The 15,932-nt window shown below is 68.2% G+C and carries 26 protein-coding genes; all 26 read right to left on the bottom strand.

Annotated elements, in window-relative coordinates; genetic code table 11:
* Positions 1-264 precede the first annotated feature (264 nt).
* The 26 genes from D0D15_RS08890 to rpsL all read right to left on the bottom strand — a co-directional run bounded on the left by D0D15_RS08890 (position 265) and on the right by rpsL (position 15,574).
* Positions 265-1,173 (bottom strand): hypothetical protein, encoded by a 909-nt coding sequence (locus tag D0D15_RS08890; protein ID WP_143266144.1) that lies wholly within the window; start codon positions 1,171-1,173, stop codon positions 265-267.
* Positions 1,174-1,253: 80 nt separating this feature from the next.
* On the bottom strand, positions 1,254-1,700 hold the full coding sequence (rplO, locus tag D0D15_RS08885) for a 50S ribosomal protein L15 (protein WP_094003905.1): 447 nt from the start codon (positions 1,698-1,700) through the stop codon (positions 1,254-1,256).
* Positions 1,697-1,882: a 50S ribosomal protein L30 gene (gene rpmD, locus D0D15_RS08880; RefSeq protein ID WP_094003904.1), complete on the bottom strand. Its 186-nt coding sequence runs from the start codon at positions 1,880-1,882 to the stop codon at positions 1,697-1,699. Before rpmD ends, rplO begins: the two co-directional genes overlap by 4 nt.
* 1 nt (position 1,883) lies before the next feature.
* On the bottom strand, positions 1,884-2,513 hold the full coding sequence (gene rpsE, locus D0D15_RS08875; RefSeq protein ID WP_094003903.1) for a 30S ribosomal protein S5: 630 nt from the start codon (positions 2,511-2,513) through the stop codon (positions 1,884-1,886).
* A gap of 37 nt (positions 2,514-2,550) precedes the next feature.
* Entirely contained in the window at positions 2,551-2,952 is a 402-nt protein-coding gene (rplR, locus tag D0D15_RS08870; RefSeq protein ID WP_094003916.1) for a 50S ribosomal protein L18, read from the bottom strand.
* A gap of 2 nt (positions 2,953-2,954) precedes the next feature.
* Entirely contained in the window at positions 2,955-3,494 is a 540-nt protein-coding gene (gene rplF / locus D0D15_RS08865) for a 50S ribosomal protein L6 (RefSeq protein WP_017986620.1), read from the bottom strand.
* Between the two features lie 17 nt (positions 3,495-3,511).
* The gene (gene rpsH, locus D0D15_RS08860) at positions 3,512-3,910 is read right to left on the bottom strand and encodes a 30S ribosomal protein S8 (protein ID WP_020417564.1); all 399 of its coding nucleotides are present in this window, start codon (positions 3,908-3,910) and stop codon (positions 3,512-3,514) included.
* A 74-nt stretch (positions 3,911-3,984) separates the two neighbouring features.
* Entirely contained in the window at positions 3,985-4,170 is a 186-nt protein-coding gene (locus tag D0D15_RS08855) for a type Z 30S ribosomal protein S14 (RefSeq protein ID WP_017986618.1), read from the bottom strand.
* Complete coding sequence (gene rplE, locus D0D15_RS08850) at positions 4,170-4,733, bottom strand: 50S ribosomal protein L5 (protein ID WP_017986617.1); 564 nt, start codon at positions 4,731-4,733, stop codon at positions 4,170-4,172. The genes D0D15_RS08855 and rplE overlap by 1 nt, the downstream gene beginning before the upstream one ends.
* Complete coding sequence (rplX, locus tag D0D15_RS08845; RefSeq protein ID WP_017986616.1) at positions 4,733-5,047, bottom strand: 50S ribosomal protein L24; 315 nt, start codon at positions 5,045-5,047, stop codon at positions 4,733-4,735. Before rplX ends, rplE begins: the two co-directional genes overlap by 1 nt.
* The gene (gene rplN / locus D0D15_RS08840; RefSeq protein WP_017986615.1) at positions 5,047-5,415 is read right to left on the bottom strand and encodes a 50S ribosomal protein L14; all 369 of its coding nucleotides are present in this window, start codon (positions 5,413-5,415) and stop codon (positions 5,047-5,049) included. Before rplN ends, rplX begins: the two co-directional genes overlap by 1 nt.
* A 78-nt stretch (positions 5,416-5,493) precedes the next feature.
* Positions 5,494-5,799: a 30S ribosomal protein S17 gene (rpsQ, locus tag D0D15_RS08835; RefSeq protein ID WP_020417563.1), complete on the bottom strand. Its 306-nt coding sequence runs from the start codon at positions 5,797-5,799 to the stop codon at positions 5,494-5,496.
* Entirely contained in the window at positions 5,799-6,047 is a 249-nt protein-coding gene (rpmC, locus tag D0D15_RS08830; RefSeq protein ID WP_017986613.1) for a 50S ribosomal protein L29, read from the bottom strand. The genes rpsQ and rpmC overlap by 1 nt, the downstream gene beginning before the upstream one ends.
* Positions 6,047-6,466: a 50S ribosomal protein L16 gene (gene rplP / locus D0D15_RS08825; protein ID WP_094003902.1), complete on the bottom strand. Its 420-nt coding sequence runs from the start codon at positions 6,464-6,466 to the stop codon at positions 6,047-6,049. Before rplP ends, rpmC begins: the two co-directional genes overlap by 1 nt.
* A gap of 3 nt (positions 6,467-6,469) precedes the next feature.
* A complete protein-coding gene (rpsC, locus tag D0D15_RS08820; protein WP_017986611.1) occupies positions 6,470-7,315 on the bottom strand; it encodes a 30S ribosomal protein S3 in 846 nt (281 codons plus the stop codon).
* Positions 7,315-7,716: a 50S ribosomal protein L22 gene (gene rplV / locus D0D15_RS08815; protein WP_026153758.1), complete on the bottom strand. Its 402-nt coding sequence runs from the start codon at positions 7,714-7,716 to the stop codon at positions 7,315-7,317. Before rplV ends, rpsC begins: the two co-directional genes overlap by 1 nt.
* A gap of 31 nt (positions 7,717-7,747) precedes the next feature.
* A complete protein-coding gene (rpsS, locus tag D0D15_RS08810; RefSeq protein ID WP_017986609.1) occupies positions 7,748-8,029 on the bottom strand; it encodes a 30S ribosomal protein S19 in 282 nt (93 codons plus the stop codon).
* A gap of 18 nt (positions 8,030-8,047) precedes the next feature.
* Entirely contained in the window at positions 8,048-8,881 is an 834-nt protein-coding gene (gene rplB, locus D0D15_RS08805; protein WP_094003901.1) for a 50S ribosomal protein L2, read from the bottom strand.
* A 15-nt stretch (positions 8,882-8,896) separates the two neighbouring features.
* Entirely contained in the window at positions 8,897-9,208 is a 312-nt protein-coding gene (gene rplW / locus D0D15_RS08800) for a 50S ribosomal protein L23 (RefSeq protein ID WP_017986607.1), read from the bottom strand.
* Positions 9,205-9,891 carry a 50S ribosomal protein L4 gene (gene rplD / locus D0D15_RS08795; protein WP_094003900.1) on the bottom strand — a complete coding sequence of 229 codons (687 nt, stop codon included), beginning with the start codon at positions 9,889-9,891 and terminating at the stop codon, positions 9,205-9,207. The genes rplW and rplD overlap by 4 nt, the downstream gene beginning before the upstream one ends.
* Positions 9,888-10,544 (bottom strand): 50S ribosomal protein L3, encoded by a 657-nt coding sequence (rplC, locus tag D0D15_RS08790; protein ID WP_094003899.1) that lies wholly within the window; start codon positions 10,542-10,544, stop codon positions 9,888-9,890. The genes rplD and rplC overlap by 4 nt, the downstream gene beginning before the upstream one ends.
* A 31-nt stretch (positions 10,545-10,575) precedes the next feature.
* On the bottom strand, positions 10,576-10,881 hold the full coding sequence (gene rpsJ, locus D0D15_RS08785) for a 30S ribosomal protein S10 (RefSeq protein ID WP_003883485.1): 306 nt from the start codon (positions 10,879-10,881) through the stop codon (positions 10,576-10,578).
* A gap of 363 nt (positions 10,882-11,244) precedes the next feature.
* Positions 11,245-12,438, bottom strand: a complete 1,194-nt coding sequence (gene tuf, locus D0D15_RS08780; protein ID WP_094003898.1) for an elongation factor Tu — start codon at positions 12,436-12,438, stop codon at positions 11,245-11,247.
* Between the two features lie 127 nt (positions 12,439-12,565).
* Entirely contained in the window at positions 12,566-14,665 is a 2,100-nt protein-coding gene (gene fusA, locus D0D15_RS08775; protein WP_094003897.1) for an elongation factor G, read from the bottom strand.
* A 64-nt stretch (positions 14,666-14,729) separates the two neighbouring features.
* Entirely contained in the window at positions 14,730-15,200 is a 471-nt protein-coding gene (rpsG, locus tag D0D15_RS08770) for a 30S ribosomal protein S7 (protein WP_017986602.1), read from the bottom strand.
* Positions 15,200-15,574 carry a 30S ribosomal protein S12 gene (rpsL, locus tag D0D15_RS08765; RefSeq protein ID WP_003102113.1) on the bottom strand — a complete coding sequence of 125 codons (375 nt, stop codon included), beginning with the start codon at positions 15,572-15,574 and terminating at the stop codon, positions 15,200-15,202. Before rpsL ends, rpsG begins: the two co-directional genes overlap by 1 nt.
* Positions 15,575-15,932: the final 358 nt, after the last annotated feature.

Genomic DNA, 15,932 nt, shown 5'->3' with positions numbered 1-15,932 from the left:
TGTGGGCTGGGCGGCCGGTGCGCGGTGGGCGACCGGTGCGCGGTGGGCGACCGGTGCGCGCTGGGTGGGCGGTGGGTGGCCGGTGCGCGATGACCGGCCGGTCCGCGCCGGGCGCCCAGTCCGCGGTGGGCGACTGGTGCGCGGTGGGCGACCGGTCGCGCTGGGCGGTGCGCGCTGAGCGGCTGTTCGGAGCGCGGCGGCTGGCGAGGACGTCACGCTGTCGTCGCGGTGGCGGCCGTGGCTACCTGGCCGCTCCGGTTCGGGCTACAGCTGCGGCCGGTCGGCTCCGGGTCGCTGCTCGGGCCGTGGTGACTCCTCCGGCGAAGTGTCCGCGCCGGGGCCCGCCTGCGCCGTGGGCGACCAGCCCTGGTCCGGCTGCCCCGTAGCTGCCTGCCCTCCGGGCGGGCGGCCCAGGTCCGGCTGGCCCGGCGGCTGTGGAGCCTGCGGGGGTCCGGGGGCGAAGCCGGCGTGTGGCGGCATGCCCTGGCCGCTCGGGTAGGGCTCGCCCGTGGGCCAGTGTCTTGTCGGCGCCGGGAACTGGGGTCCGGGCTGGTAGCCGGGCGGCGCGGGGACTCCGTAGCGCGGCGTGGTCAGGTCCGGGGCGCGCCGGCCGCGGGTCGTGGCCAGTACCGCGGCCGCGATCGCCGCCAGGGTCGCCCCGGCCACCAGCCAGAAGCCGAGCCCGAAGCTGTCCCCCGTCGTGAACTCGCCGTTGTCCTCGGCGGCGCCTGTTGGGCGGAAACTCTCGTGCAGGCTGACTCCCTGCAGCACTATCCCCGCGGTCGTCGCCAGCAGGAAGGCCGCTCCGATCGCCGTCGCCAGTGCCGCGGCGAGCTTGCGGCCCGGCGCCGCGGTCCGGCGGGCCGCGGCGAGGCCCAGCACGGCCGCGACGAGCAGCAGCAACCCGGCGGCCGCCAGCAGGTAGCCGTTGCGGACCGGGCTGCCGAAGGTGTCCGTCGGGATCCCGGGCTCGACCGCCTCCGCCGACAGGTCCCAACCGGTCACCGTCAGCTTCAGCTGCGCCTCGCCCTGGAAGAGCAGCTCGCCCAGGAACAGCGCCAGGAACGAGCCCGTCACGGCGGCCGCAGCGGCCAGCAGCGCCAGCACGGCGCCCACGATCCGACCGCCGTGCCAGCCGGGACGACGGCCCGGCGCAACCCCGGGAAACGACATCACCCGATCGTGGCACCCAGGGCCGGAAAAAGGAACGGCCCGCCGGTCCGAAGACCGGCGGGCCGTCCCGCGTCAAAGCGTCAGAGCTCGGTGGCCGAGCCGCCCGCCGCCTCGAGCTTCTCCTTCGCGGACGAGGAGAACTTGTCGGCGGTGACGTTCAGCTTCACGCCGTTCAGGTCGCCGTTGCCGAGGACCTTGACGAGCTGGTTCTTGCGAACCAGACCGCGCTCCACCAGCTGCTCCTTGGTGACGTCGCCACCGTCCGGGAAGACCCGGGCGATGTCGCCGACGTTCACCGGCTGGTACTCGGTGCGGAAGCGGTTCTTGAACCCACGCAGCTTCGGCAGCCGCATGTGGATGGGCATCTGCCCACCCTCGAACCCGGCGGGCACGTTCTTCCGGGCCTTGGTGCCCTTCGTACCGCGACCGGCGGTCTTGCCCTTCGAACCCTCACCACGACCGACGCGGATCTTCTCGCGCTTGGCGCCCGGGGCCGGGCGCAGGTGGTGGATCTTGATGGCCGTCATGCCTTGACCTCCTCAACAGTCACGAGGTGGCGGACGGTGTGGATCAGACCGCGGACCTCCGGAGTGTCCTCGCGCACCACGGACTGCCGGATCTTGCGCAGCCCGAGGGTCCGCAGCGTGTCCCGGTGGTTCTGCTTGGTGCCGATCTTGCTCCGGACCTGGGTCACCTTGAGCTGAGCCATGTCAGACCCCCTGTCCCGCGCGCTGACGCAGCATCCGGGCCGGGGCGACGTCCTCGAGCGGCAGACCGCGACGGGCCGCCACCTCCTCCGGACGCTGGAGACCCTTCAGGGCCGCCACGGTCGCGTGCACGATGTTGATCGCGTTGTCGGAGCCCAGCGACTTCGACAGCACGTCGTGCACGCCCGCGCACTCCAGCACCGCACGCACCGGGCCACCGGCGATGACACCGGTACCGGCGCTGGCCGGACGGAGCAGGACCACACCGGCGGCCTCCTCACCCTGGATCGGGTGCGGGATGGTGCCGGCGATCCGGGGCACGCGGAAGAAGTTCTTCTTCGCTTCCTCGACGCCCTTGGCGATGGCCGCGGGAACTTCCTTGGCCTTGCCGTAGCCGACGCCGACCTGACCGTCGCCGTCACCGACGACCACCAGGGCGGTGAAGCTGAAGCGACGACCACCCTTCACGACCTTGGCGACGCGGTTGATCGCGACGACGCGCTCGAGGTGCGGGGTCTTCTCCTGGCCGGCCCCGCCACGGCCACCGTCGCGGCGGTCGCGGCGGTCACGACGGTCGCGGTCGTTGCCGCCCGGACCGCCCTGTCCACCGCCCTGCCGTGTACGTCCCGGCATCAGGCTTTCCTTCCATTCGCGAGCATGTGCATGGTTCTCAGAACTCCAACCCCGCCTCGCGAGCGGCGTCGGCCAGCGCGGCGATGCGGCCGTGGTAGCGGTTGCCACCGCGGTCGAACACGACGCTGGAGATGCCCGCACCCTTGGCGCGGGCGGCCACGAGCTCGCCGACCTTGGCGGCCTTGGCCTTCTTGTCGCCCTCGAGCGCACGCACGTCGGCCTCGAGGCTCGACGCCGACGCCAGGGTGTGCCCGGCCACGTCGTCGATCACCTGGACCGTGATGTGCCGCGAGGACCGGTGGATGACCAGCCGGGGCCGCTGAGCGGTCCCGCCGACCTTCTTGCGAAGCCGGAAGTGACGGCGCGCCTTCGCGACGCGGCGCCGGGTCGAGATGTCCTTGCCGACCGGCTTCCGCTTCTTCGTTGCCGTTTCGCTCATGATCACTTACCCGTCTTTCCGACCTTGCGACGGATGCGCTCACCCTCGTAGCGCAGCCCCTTGCCCTTGTACGGGTCCGGACGGCGGAGCCGGCGGATCACCGCGGCGATCTGGCCGACCTTCTGCTTGTCGATGCCGGACACGGAGAACCGGGTCGGGGTCTCGACCTTGAAGGTGATGCCTTCCGGCGCCTCGATCAGCACGGGGTGGCTGTAGCCGAGGGCGAATTCGAGGTTGCTGCCCTTGGCCTGGACGCGGTAACCGACACCGTGGATCTCGAGCTTCTTCTCGTAACCCTCGGTCACACCCACGACCAGGTTGTTGACCAGCGTGCGGGTCAGACCGTGCAGGGCACGGCTCTCCCGCTCGTCGTCCGGGCGCTTGACCAGCAGCGCACCGTCCTCACCGCGCTCGACCGTGATCGGCTCGGCGACAGTGTGGGAAAGGGTGCCCTTGGGACCCTTCACCGAGATGTTCTGGCCGTCGATGGTCACCTCGACCCCGGAAGGGACGGTGATCGGCTGCTTACCGATGCGCGACATGCCTGCTCTCCCTTCCGTTACCAGACGTAGGCGAGGACTTCCCCGCCCACACCGTTGCGCTTGGCCTGCCGGTCGGTCTGAAGGCCGCCCGACGTCGAGATGATCGCGATGCCCAGCCCGCCCAGCACGCTCGGCAGCTCGGTCGACTTGGCGTACACCCGCAGACCCGGCTTGGACACGCGGCGCAGACCGGCGATGCTGCGCTCGCGGTTGCGGCCGTACTTCAGTTCCACGATGAGGTTCTTGTGCTTCTCACCCGGCTCGTCCCGGTAGCCCGAGATGTAACCCTCGCGCTTCAGGATCTCGGCGATGTTCGCCTTGAGCTTCGAGTGCGGCACCACGACCTCGTCGTGATACGCCGAGTTGGCGTTGCGCAGACGTGTCAGGAAGTCTGCGATGGGGTCGGTCATCGTCATGGTGACCTTCAACCTTTCTCGCCTGGTTCCCCCTGCTCAGAGGGCCTGTGGCGAAGTGGGAGCTTCTGTCGTTCCTACCAGCTGGACTTGGACACACCGGGGAGTTCGCCCGCGTGCGCCATCTCGCGCAGGCAAACCCGGCACAGTCCGAACTTGCGGAACACCGAGTGGGGCCGGCCGCACTTGTTGCAGCGCGTGTAGGCACGCACCTTGAACTTCGGCTTGCGGGCCGCCTTGGCGATCAGAGCCTTCTTGGCCATCAGTTCTCCTTGAACGGGAAGCCGAGCTTGCGGAGCAGCGCGCGGCCCTCGTCGTCGGTGGTAGCGGTGGTGACAACGGTGACGTCCATGCCGCGGGGGCGGTCGATGGAGTCGGGGTCGATCTCGTGGAACATCGACTGCTCGTTGAGACCGAAGGTGTAGTTGCCGTTGCCGTCGAACTGCTTGGCCGACAGCCCGCGGAAGTCACGGATACGCGGCAGCGCGATCGTCAGCAGCCGGTCCAGGAACTCCCACATGCGGTCGCCGCGCAGGGTCACGCGCGCACCGATCGGCTGGCCCTCGCGCAGCTTGAACTGCGCGATGGACTTGCGCGCCCGGCGCACCTCGGGCTTCTGACCGGTGATGGCCGCGAGGTCGCGGATCGCACCGTCGATCAGCTTGCTGTCCCGCGCGGCGTCGCCGACACCCATGTTGACGACGACCTTGACCACGCCCGGGATCTGGTGGACGTTCTCGTAGCCGAACTCGCTGCGGAGCTCGCCCTTGATCTCTTCGCGGTACCGCGTCTTCAACCGCGGCACGATCTTCTCTGCGGTCGTCATCAGATGTCCTTACCGGTCCGGCGCGAGATGCGAACCTTCTTGCCGTCCTCGCCGATGCGGTAGCCCACGCGGGTCGGCTTGCCGTCGGAGTCCACGACCATCACGTTCGACACGTGGATCGGGGCCTCCTGGGTCACGATGCCGCCGGACTGCGCGCCGCGCTGGGTCTGCGAGATCCGGGTGTGCTTCTTGATCCGGTTCACGCCCTCGACCAGCACCCGCTGGCGCTCCGGGTAGGCCTTGATGACCTTGCCCTTGGCGCCCTTGTCCTTGCCGGCGATGACGACGACCGTGTCGCCCTTCTTCACCTTCATCAGAGCACCTCCGGCGCCAGCGAGATGATCTTCATGAACTTGCGGTCACGCAGCTCACGGCCGACCGGGCCGAAGATGCGGGTGCCGCGCGGCTCGTTGTCGTTCTTGATGAGCACGGCGGCGTTCTCGTCGAACTTGATGTAGGAGCCGTCCGGGCGACGCCGCTCCTTCGTCGTGCGGACGACGACGGCCTTGACCACGTCACCCTTCTTCACCCCGGCAGCCGGGATGGCGTCCTTGACGGTGGCGACGATGATGTCGCCGATACCCGCGTAGCGCCGTCCCGAGCCACCGAGCACGCGGATGCAGAGGATCTCCTTGGCACCCGTGTTGTCGGCGACTCGCAGCCGCGACTCCTGCTGGATCACGTCAACTCCTGTATGTCGCGCCGGTTCTCACGCGGCGGTGAGCCTGGCGGAACGGAGGAGGCCCGAGTGGGCCTCCGATTACTTGGCCTTCTCCACGATCCGCACGAGCCGCCACCGCTTGGTGGCCGAGGTCGGGCGGGTCTCCATGAGGATCACGCGGTCACCGATGCCGGCGGTGTTCTCCTCGTCGTGCGCCTTCACCTTGCTGGTGGAGCGGAGAACCTTGCCGTAGCGGCGGTGCTTCTTGCGGTCCTCGAGCTCGACCACGATCGTCTTGTCCATCTTGTCCGAGACGACGTAGCCCTCGCGGACCTTCCGGTAGTTGCGACCGCTTTCGGCACTCTGGACCGGCTGCGCGGCGAGCTCTGGGGTCTGCTCACTCATCAGGCAGCACCTTCTTCATTCTCGGCGTCGGGGGAAACGGACAGACCGAGCTCGCGCTCCCGCATGACCGTGTAGATCCGAGCGATGTCGGCACGGACGGTGCGGAGGCGGCGGTTGTTGTCCAGCTGCCCGGTGGCCATCTGGAAGCGGAGGTTGAACAGCTCCTCCTTGGCCTCCTTCAGGCGCAGCACGAGCTCCTCGTTGGTGAGCTCACGCAGCTCTGCGGCGGCGACACCTGCCTGCGCCATCAGAACTCACCACCTTCACGGGTCACGATGCGGCACTTCATGGGCAGCTTGTGGATCGCGCGGCGCAGCGCCTCACGAGCCTGGGCCTCGTTCGGGAAGCTCAGCTCGAACATGACGCGGCCCGGCTTGACGTTCGCGACCCACCACTCGGGCGAACCCTTACCGGAACCCATGCGGGTTTCGGCCGGCTTCTTGGTGAGCGGGCGGTCCGGGAAGATGTTGATCCAGACCTTGCCGCCACGCTTGATGTGCCGGGTGATGGCGATACGAGCGGACTCGATCTGCCGGTTGGTCACGTAGTGGTGCTCAAGCGCCTGGATGCCGTACTCACCGAAGGTGACCTTCGTACCGCCCTTGGCGGCACCGGAACGCTTCGGCGAGTGCTGCTTGCGGTGCTTGACCTTGCGTGGGACGAGCACGCCTCAGCCCTCCGTCTTCTCGGCCGCGTCCGGCGAGCCCTGCGCGGGCGCCTCGCTGGTCGCGACATCCGTGTCGGCCTTCGCGGCGGCAGCGGCGCGGCCGGCTTCGGTCGAGGTCGGCGTCGTGCCCTGCGCGCCAGACCGGCGCGGGCGCGACGGACGCTCCCGGCGCGGACGCTCGTTGGCGGCCGCGGCGTCCCGCTCGGCCTTGGCCTTCAGGCCGCCGACCAGGTCGCCCTTGTAGATCCACACCTTCACGCCGATGCGGCCGAAGGTGGTGCGGGCCTCGAAGAAGCCGTAGTCGATGTCCGCGCGCAGCGTGTGCAGCGGGACCCGGCCGTCGCGGTAGTGCTCCGACCGCGACATCTCGGCACCGCCGAGACGGCCGCTGCACTGCACGCGGATGCCCTTGACCTGCGACGAGCGCATGGTCGTCTGGATCGCCTTGCGCATCGCGCGGCGGAACGCCACGCGGTTGGACAGCTGCTCGGCGACGCTCTGGGCGACCAGCTGCGCGTCGGCCTCGGGGTTCTTGACCTCGAGGATGTTCAGCTGGACCTGCTTGCCGGTCAGCTTCTCCAGCGAGCCGCGGATCCGGTCGGCCTCCGCGCCGCGGCGGCCGATCACGATGCCCGGACGCGCGGTGTGGATGTCCACGCGCACGCGGTCACGGGTGCGCTCGATCTCGACCTTGGAGATGCCGGCGCGCTCCATGCCGGTGGAGAGCAGCTTGCGGATCTTGACGTCCTCCGCCACGTACTCCGCGTACTGCTTGTCGGCGTACCAGCGCGACTTCCAGTCGGTGGTGATTCCCAGCCGGAAGCCGTGCGGGTTGATCTTCTGGCCCACTAGCGGCCACCTGCCTTCTTCTTACCGCTCTTCTTCGCTTCCGGACGCGACTCCACCTCGACCGTGATGTGGCTGGTCCGCTTCCGGATCCGGTACGCACGGCCCTGGGCACGCGGCTGGATGCGCTTGAGGGTCGGCCCCTCGTCGGCGTACGCGTTCTTCACGAACAGCGTGTCCGGGTCCAGGTTGAGGTTGTTCTCGGCGTTGGCCACGGCGCTCGCGAGCACCTTCGCCACCGGCTGGCTCGCCGCGTACGGCGAGAACCGGAGCACGGCGAGGGCTTCGGCGGCGCTAAGACCCTTGATCAGCTCGATCACCCGGCGCACCTTCGTCGGCGAGTCCCGGACGAAGCGAGCCCGCGCCACGGCCACCTGGGCCGGAGCGGTTTCTGGGGCTGTCATCGCTTGCTTTCCCTAACTCTCGTGTGCCCGCTCAGCGGCGGCGCGACTTCCGGTCATCCTTGACGTGACCCTTGAAGGTCCGCGTCGGAGCGAACTCGCCAAGCTTGTGGCCGACCATGGCCTCGCTGACGAACACCGGCACGTGCTTGCGGCCGTCGTGCACCGCGATGGTGTGACCCAGCATGTCCGGGATGATCGTGGACCGGCGGGACCAGGTCTTGATCACGGTCTTCTTGCCCGACTCGTTGAGCGCGTCCACCTTCTTGAGCAGGTGGTCGTCCACGAACGGGCCCTTCTTCAGGCTGCGCGGCATGTTGTCTTACCTCCCTGCTCAGCGCTTCTTGCCGGTACGCCGGCGGCGGACGATCAGTGCGTCGGACGGCTTGCGGCGGCGGGTGCGGCCCTCCGGCTTGCCGTTCGGGTTGACCGGGTGGCGACCACCCGAGGTCTTGCCCTCACCACCACCGTGCGGGTGGTCGACCGGGTTCATGACGACACCACGGACGGTCGGGCGCTTGCCGCGCCAGCGGTTGCGGCCCGCCTTGCCCCAGTTGATGTTCTGGTGCTCGGAGTTGCCGACCTCGCCGACGGTGGCGCGGTTGCGCACGTCCACGTTGCGGATTTCGCCCGAGGGCATCCGCAGCTGGGCGTACGGGCCGTCCTTGGCGACCAGCTGCACGCGGGCGCCGGCCGAGCGGGCGATCTTCGCGCCGCCACCGGGGCGGAGCTCGATCGCGTGCACCACGGTGCCGACCGGGATGTTGCGCAGCGGCAGGTTGTTGCCCGGCTTGATGTCGGCCCGCGGGCCGGCCTCGACGGTGTCACCCTGCTTGAGCTTGTCCGGCGCGATGATGTAGCGCTTCTCGCCGTCGGCGTAGTGCAGCAGCGCGATGCGGGCGGACCGGTTGGGGTCGTACTCGATGTGCGCGACCTTGGCCGGGATGCCGTCCTTGTCGTTGCGCCGGAAGTCGATGACCCGGTAGGCCCGCTTGTGGCCGCCACCCTTGTGCCGGGTGGTGATCTTGCCCGAGGAGTTGCGGCCGCCCGACTTGCTCAGCGGGCGCAGCAGCGACTTCTCCGGCTCCGACCGGGTGATCTCGGCGAAGTCCGACACGCTCGAGCCACGGCGGCCCGGAGTCGTCGGCTTGTACTTACGAATACCCATGACAGCTTCCGTCCCTTACGCGGCGGGTCCGCCGAAGATCTCGATCGGCTTGCTCTCGGCGGACAGCGTCACGACGGCGCGCTTGACGTTCTTGCGCTTACCGAAGCCGTAGCGGGTCCGCTTGCGCTTGCCCTGCCGGTTCAGCGTGTTCACGCTGACCACCTTGACGCCGAAGATCTGCTCGACGGCGATCTTGATCTGCGTCTTGTTGGCGTCCGGCCGGACCTCGAACGTGTACTTGTGGTCCTCGAGAAGCCCGTAGGACTTCTCGGAGATCACCGGCGCGAGCACGATGTCACGAGGGTCCGGGATGGCAACGCTGCTCACTGCGCTTCACTCCCTTCAACCTCGCTGGCCCGCGCGGAAGCCTTGGCCGCCTTGCCCTTGACCGGGCCGGCGATGAAGGCGTCGTACGCGGCCTTGGTGAACACCACGTCGTCGTTGACCAGCACGTCGTAGGTGTTGAGCTGGTCCGGGTTGATCAGGTGCACGTTCGGCAGGTTGCGGGCGGACAGCCAGCCCTGCTCGTCCTCGCGGTGCAGCACGACCAGCAGGCGCTTGGCCTGGGTCACGGCGGCGAGGGCCTTCTTCGCCTCCTTGGTGTTGGGCTTCTCGCCCGACACCAGCTCGGTGATGACGTGCACCTGGCCGGCGCGCGCCCGGTCGGAGAGGGCACCGCGCAGGGCGGCGGCCTTCATCTTCTTCGGGGTGCGCTGGCTGTAGTCGCGCGGCGTGGGGCCGTGGACGGTGCCACCGCCGGCGAACTGCGGGGCGCGGGTCGAACCCTGGCGGGCGCGGCCGGTGCCCTTCTGGCGGTACGGCTTCTTGCCGCCACCGGAGACCTCGCCGCGGGTCTTCGTGTCGTGCGTGCCCTGGCGCGCGGCGGCCTGCTGGGCCACCACGACCTGGTGCATCAGCGGCACGTTGGCCTGCACGTCGAAGATCTCGGCGGGGAGCTCGACGGTGCCCTCGGCGCTGCCGGCCGGGGTCTTCAGCTCGACGCTGGTCATTCGGTCGCACCACCCTTCGCGGCGGTCTTGACGAAGACGAGGCTGCCCTTGGGGCCGGGGACGGCGCCCTTGATCAGCAGCAGGCCCTCTTCGGCGCGCACGTCGTGGACGGTCAGGCCCTGGGTCGTGACCCGGACGCCACCCATGCGGCCGGCCATCCGCAGGCCCTTGAACACGCGGCCCGGGGTGGCGCAGCCACCGATCGAGCCCGGGGCGCGGTGCTTGGCCTGGTTACCGTGGCTGGCGCCCTGGCCCTTGAAGCCGTGGCGCTTCATGACACCGGCGTAGCCCTTGCCCTTGCTGGTGCCCGTGACGTCGACGCGGGAGCCCGCGGGGAACACCTCGGCGGTGATCTCCTGGCCGACCTCGTAGGTCTCGGCGTCGGTCGTGCGCAGCTCGGCGAGGTACCGCCGCGGCGTCACGCCGGCCTTCTGGAAGTGGCCGGTCACCGGCTTGTTGACCTTGCGCGGGTCCACGGCGCCGAAGGCCAGCTGCACGGCCTGGTAGCCGTCGTTGTCCTGGGTACGGATCTGGGTCACCACGTTCGGCCCGGCCTGCACGACGGTCACCGGAACGATCCGGTTGTCCTCGCCGAAGACCTGGGTCATGCCGAGCTTGGTGCCCAGGATGCCCTTTACTTGCCTGTCAGACATGAGTCTCTTATCTCCGCCGCTCGCCCAACGCTTACTGGATGTTGACGTCGACGCTCGCCGGGAGGTCGATGCGCATGAGCGCGTCGACCGTCTTCGGCGTCGGGTCGAGGATGTCGATCAGCCGCTTGTGCGTGCGCATCTCGAAGTGCTCGCGCGAGTCCTTGTACTTGTGCGGCGAGCGGATGACGCAGTAAACGTTCTTCTCGGTGGGCAGCGGCACAGGTCCGACGACCGAGGCGCCGGTGCGCGTCACCGTCTCGACGATCTTGCGCGCGCTGGCATCGATCGCCTCGTGGTCGTAGGCCTTGAGCCTGATGCGGATCTTCTGTCCCGCCATGGTCGCAGCTCGTTCCTTCGTCTTGTGCCGCTATCTCTACCGGCACTTTCGCGCCGGTTTCCGCACGTCAACGCCCTCGCGTCCGATCCACGCGGTCGGGCGTGTCGCGCCCGCTGCGCAGACTGATCCCGCAAGAGGATCGTCGTCGTGCCGGTTGGTCTTCACCGCGAGACGGCCGTGCCGGCCATCTGTCGCGCCCGCGGTCTCCCCCTGGGATACCCACGGACCAAGGCCACTCGTGCCGGGGCGGCCGATTTCTGAACAGATATCGGCCGCCCCGCAACGAGCAACTCAACTAGTGTCGCACACGTGGTTCCACAACCCGGCCCCGGGGTGCTATAGGCACTCCGGGGCCGGATGGAATCACTTGATGATCTTGGTGACCTGGCCCGCGCCGACGGTCCGGCCACCCTCGCGGATGGCGAACCGCAGACCCTCGTCCATGGCGACCGGCTGGATGAGCTGCACCTTGATCTCGGTGTTGTCACCCGGCATGACCATCTCGGTGCCCTCGGGGAGGGTCACCACGCCGGTCACGTCGGTCGTACGGAAGTAGAACTGCGGGCGGTAGTTGTTGAAGAACGGCGTGTGACGGCCACCCTCGTCCTTGGACAGGATGTAGACCGAGCCCTCGAACTCCGTGTGCGGAGTCGTGGTGCCGGGCTTCACGACGACCTGGCCACGCTCGACGTCCTCGCGCTTGATACCACGCAGCAGCAGACCGACGTTGTCACCGGCCTGGCCCGAGTCGAGCAGCTTGCGGAACATCTCGACACCGGTGACGGTGGTCTTGGTCGACTTCTCGCGGATACCCACGATCTCGACCTCTTCGTTGACGTTGATCTGGCCGCGCTCCACGCGACCGGTCACGACGGTGCCGCGGCCGGTGATGGTGAAGACGTCCTCGATCGGCATCAGGAACGGCTTGTCGAGGTCACGCACCGGGTCCGGCACGTTGTCGTCGACGGCCTGCATGAGCTCCAGGACCGACTCCGACCACTTCGGGTCACCCTCGAGGGCCTTGAGGCCGGAGACCTTGACCACGGGGGCGTCGTCGCCGGGGAACTCCTGCGAGGACAGCAGCTCGCGGACCTCCAGCTCGACGAGCTCGAGGATCTCCTCGTCGTCGACCATGTCGGCCTTGTTCAGCGCCACGACGATGTAGGGCACACCGACCTGGCGGGCGAGCAGCACGTGCTCACGCGTCTGCGGCATCGGGCCGTCGGTCGCGGCGACCACCAGGATCGCGCCGTCCATCTGGGCGGCACCGGTGATCATGTTCTTGATGTAGTCCGCGTGACCGGGGGCGTCCACGTGGGCGTAGTGACGCTTCTCGGTCTGGTACTCGACGTGCGAGATGTTGATCGTGATACCGCGCTGCTTCTCTTCCGGCGCGTTGTCGATCTGGTCGAACGCCCGGGACTCGTTGAGCTCCGGGTACTTGTCGTGCAGAACCTTGGTGATCGCCGCGGTCAGCGTGGTCTTGCCGTGGTCGACGTGACCGATGGTCCCGATGTTGACGTGCGGCTTGCTCCGCTCGAACTTCGCCTTCGCCACTGGAATGTCCTCCTGGACTCTTGCTTTGCTTCACCGCCGGCGTGGCAGCCGAACGGCGATCGATCTGGTCGGTTGTGCGGACCCTAGGGGAGGCCCCTGTGCGCGCCCGCGTTGGGTGCTGAGGGGTTTACTCCCCCGTCGCCTTCGCGATGATCTCCTTCGCGACGTTCGAGGGAACCTCGGCGTAGGAGTCGAACGTCATCGAGTAGTTCGCCCGACCCTGGGTACGAGACCGCAGGTCGCCGACGTACCCGAACATCTCGGACAGCGGAACCAGTGCCTTCACGACTCGGGTGCCTGCCCGCTCGTCCATGGCCTGGATCTGACCACGGCGAGAGTTGAGGTCGCCGATGACGTCACCCATGTAGTCCTCGGGGGTGGTCACCTCGACGGCCATGACCGGCTCCAGCAGAACCGGGCTGGCCTGGCGCGCGGCCTCCTTGAGCGCCATCGAACCGGCGATCTTGAAGGCCATTTCCGACGAGTCGACCTCGTGGTAAGCGCCGTCCAACAGGGTCACCTTCAGCCCGACCAGCGGGTAACCGGCGAGGACACCGTACTGCATGGCGTCCTGGGCACCGGCGTCCACCGACGGGATGTACTCGCGCGGCACGCGGCCACCGGTGACCTTGTTGTCGAACTCGTAGAGGGCGCCGTCACCGGTGGACAGCGGCTCCAGCTTGATGATCACGCGCGCGAACTGGCCGGAACCACCGGTCTGCTTCTTGTGCGTGTACTCGTACTTCTCGACCGTGCGGCGGATCGTCTCGCGGTAGGCGACCTGCGGCTTACCGATGTTCGCCTCGACCTTGTAGTCGGACTTCATGCGGTTGACCAGCACCTCGAGGTGCAGCTCGCCCATGCCCGCGATGATCGTCTGACCGGTCTCCTCGTCCAGCTGGACCTGGAAGGTGGGGTCCTCCTCGGCCAGCTTCTGGATCGCGGTCGACAGCTTCTCCTGGTCGGCCTTCGTCTTGGGCTCGATGGCCACCTTGATGACCGGCTCGGGGAAGGTCATCGACTCCAGAACGATCGGGTTCTGCGGGTCGCACAGGGTGTCACCGGTCGTGGTGTCCTTCAGGCCGATGACCGCGTAGATGTGGCCGGCCTGGGCCTCGTCGACCGGGTTCTCCTTGTTGGAGTGCATCTGGAAGAGCTTCCCGATGCGCTCCTTGCGCTCCTTGGTCGAGTTGATGACCTGGGCGCCGGCGGCGACCTTGCCCGAGTACACCCGGACGTAGGTCAGCTTGCCGAAGAACGGGTGCGCGGCGATCTTGAACGCCAGTGCCGCGAACGGCTCGTCAACCGACGGCTTCCGGGACGCCGCCGTCTCACCGTCGGTGAGGGTGCCCTCGACGGCGGGGACGTCCAGCGGCGACGGCAGGTAGTCGATCACCGCGTCCAGCATGGGCTGCACGCCCTTGTTCTTGAACGCGGAGCCGCACAGCACCGGGTACGCCTCGCGGGCGACCGTCAGCTTGCGGATGCCGGCCTTGATGTCGGCCTCGGACAGCTCCTCGCCGCCGAAGTACTTCTCCATCAGGGCGTCGTCGGTCTCCGCGACGGCCTCGATCAGCTTGTCGCGGTACTCGGCGGCCTTGTCGGCGAGGTCGGCCGGGATGTCCTCGACCTCGTAGTCCTCGCCCTTCTTGACCTCGCCCCGCCAGGTCAGCGCCTTCATGCGGACCAGGTCGATGACGCCCTGGAAGTCGCTCTCGGCACCGATCGGCAGCTGGATGACCAGCGGGCGCGCGCCGAGGCGCTCCTCGATGGTGCGCACGGTGAAGTAGAAGTCCGCGCCCAGCTTGTCCATCTTGTTGACGAAGCAGATGCGCGGGACCTCGTACTTGTCGGCCTGGCGCCAGACCTGCTCGGACTGGGGCTCGACACCCTCCTTGCCGTCGAACACGGCAACGGCACCGTCGAGCACCCGCAGCGAACGCTCCACCTCGACGGTGAAGTCGACGTGGCCGGGGGTGTCGATGATGTTGATCTGGTGGTCGGCCCAGAAGGTGGTGGTGGCAGCCGAGGTGATGGTGATACCCCGCTTCTGCTCCTCCTCCATCCAGTCCATCGTCGCGGCGCCGTCGTGCACCTCGCCGATCTTGTAGTTGATCCCGGTGTAGAACAGGATCCGCTCGGTGGTGGTGGTCTTACCGGCGTCGATGTGAGCCATGATGCCGATGTTGCGGACCTTGTTCAGGTCGGTCAGCACGTCGCGTGCCACTGCACTGTTCCCCTGTCTCGAAGCGTGGGGCCCGGCCTGGCTTGTCTCGGCAGCCGGGCTACGTTCACCACCGGTAGTGGGCGAACGCCTTGTTGGACTCGGCCATCTTGTGGGTGTCCTCGCGGCGCTTCACGCTGGCCCCGAGGCCGTTGCTCGCATCGAGCAGCTCGTTCTGCAGACGCTCGATCATGGTCTTCTCGCGGCGGGCGCGGGAGAAGCTGACGATCCACCGCAGCGCAAGGGTCGTCGAGCGGCCCGGCTTGACCTCGATCGGCACCTGGTAGGTGGCACCACCGACCCGGCGGCTCTTCACCTCGATGCTCGGCTTCACGTTGTCCAGCGCACGCTTGAGCGTGACGACGGGATCCGTGCCGGTCTTCTCCCGGGCACCTTCCAGGGCGCCGTAGACGATGCGCTCGGCCAGCGAGCGCTTGCCGTCGGTCAGCACCTTGTTGATCAGCTGGGTGACCAGCGGGGAGCCGTAAACCGGGTCGGAGATCAGCGGCCGCTTCGGGGCCGGACCCTTGCGGGGCATTAGCTCTTCTCCTTCTTCGCGCCGTACCGGCTGCGCGCCTGCTTGCGGTTCTTCACACCCTGGGTGTCGAGCGAACCGCGGATGATCTTGTAGCGAACGCCGGGCAGGTCCTTCACACGACCACCGCGCACGAGCACCATCGAGTGCTCCTGCAGGTTGTGGCCCTCGCCCGGGATGTAGGCGGTGACCTCGATGCCGCTGGTCAGCTTGACACGCGCGACCTTGCGCAGCGCCGAGTTCGGCTTCTTGGGCGTCGTGGTGTACACGCGAGTGCACACGCCACGCCGCTGCGGACTCCCCTTGAGGGCCGCGGTCTTCTGCTTGGCAGCCTTGTCCTGGCGGCCCTTGCGGACCAGCTGCTGGATCGTGGGCAATGGACCAGCCTTCTGTCGCGTCTTGCTTGTTCCGTCTTGGTCTCCCCGGCCCCCGAGGTCGGGCGTGTCGGCCCGCGTCTGGGTCTGTCGACCGCTAACGTTCCCTCGGATTTCCGTGGAGCTCCGCTTCGCCGCGGCCGTCGCCACGATGCCGGAGCATCCCCGCTTGGCCGAAAAGCACGCAGAGCGGCCCGACGCATGCCGGGCACAGTCGTCAAAGATACCCGCCCTTGCGGCAGGCGGTGGCATCGGGGGTCCCTAACGGGCTCACACCCCGGCTCCGGCGAGAAGGTGGTGTGGCGAGTCTAGCGGAAAGACGGCCGCGCAGGAGGCGTTCGGCCAACTCCCGGGACCCCGT

The organism is Amycolatopsis thermalba, assembly GCF_003385215.1.
GTDB classification, from domain to species: Bacteria; Actinomycetota; Actinomycetes; order Mycobacteriales; family Pseudonocardiaceae; genus Amycolatopsis_E; species Amycolatopsis_E thermalba.
The sequence above is the reverse complement of the archived record's forward strand: the minus strand, read 5'-3'. Positions and strand labels throughout refer to the sequence as shown.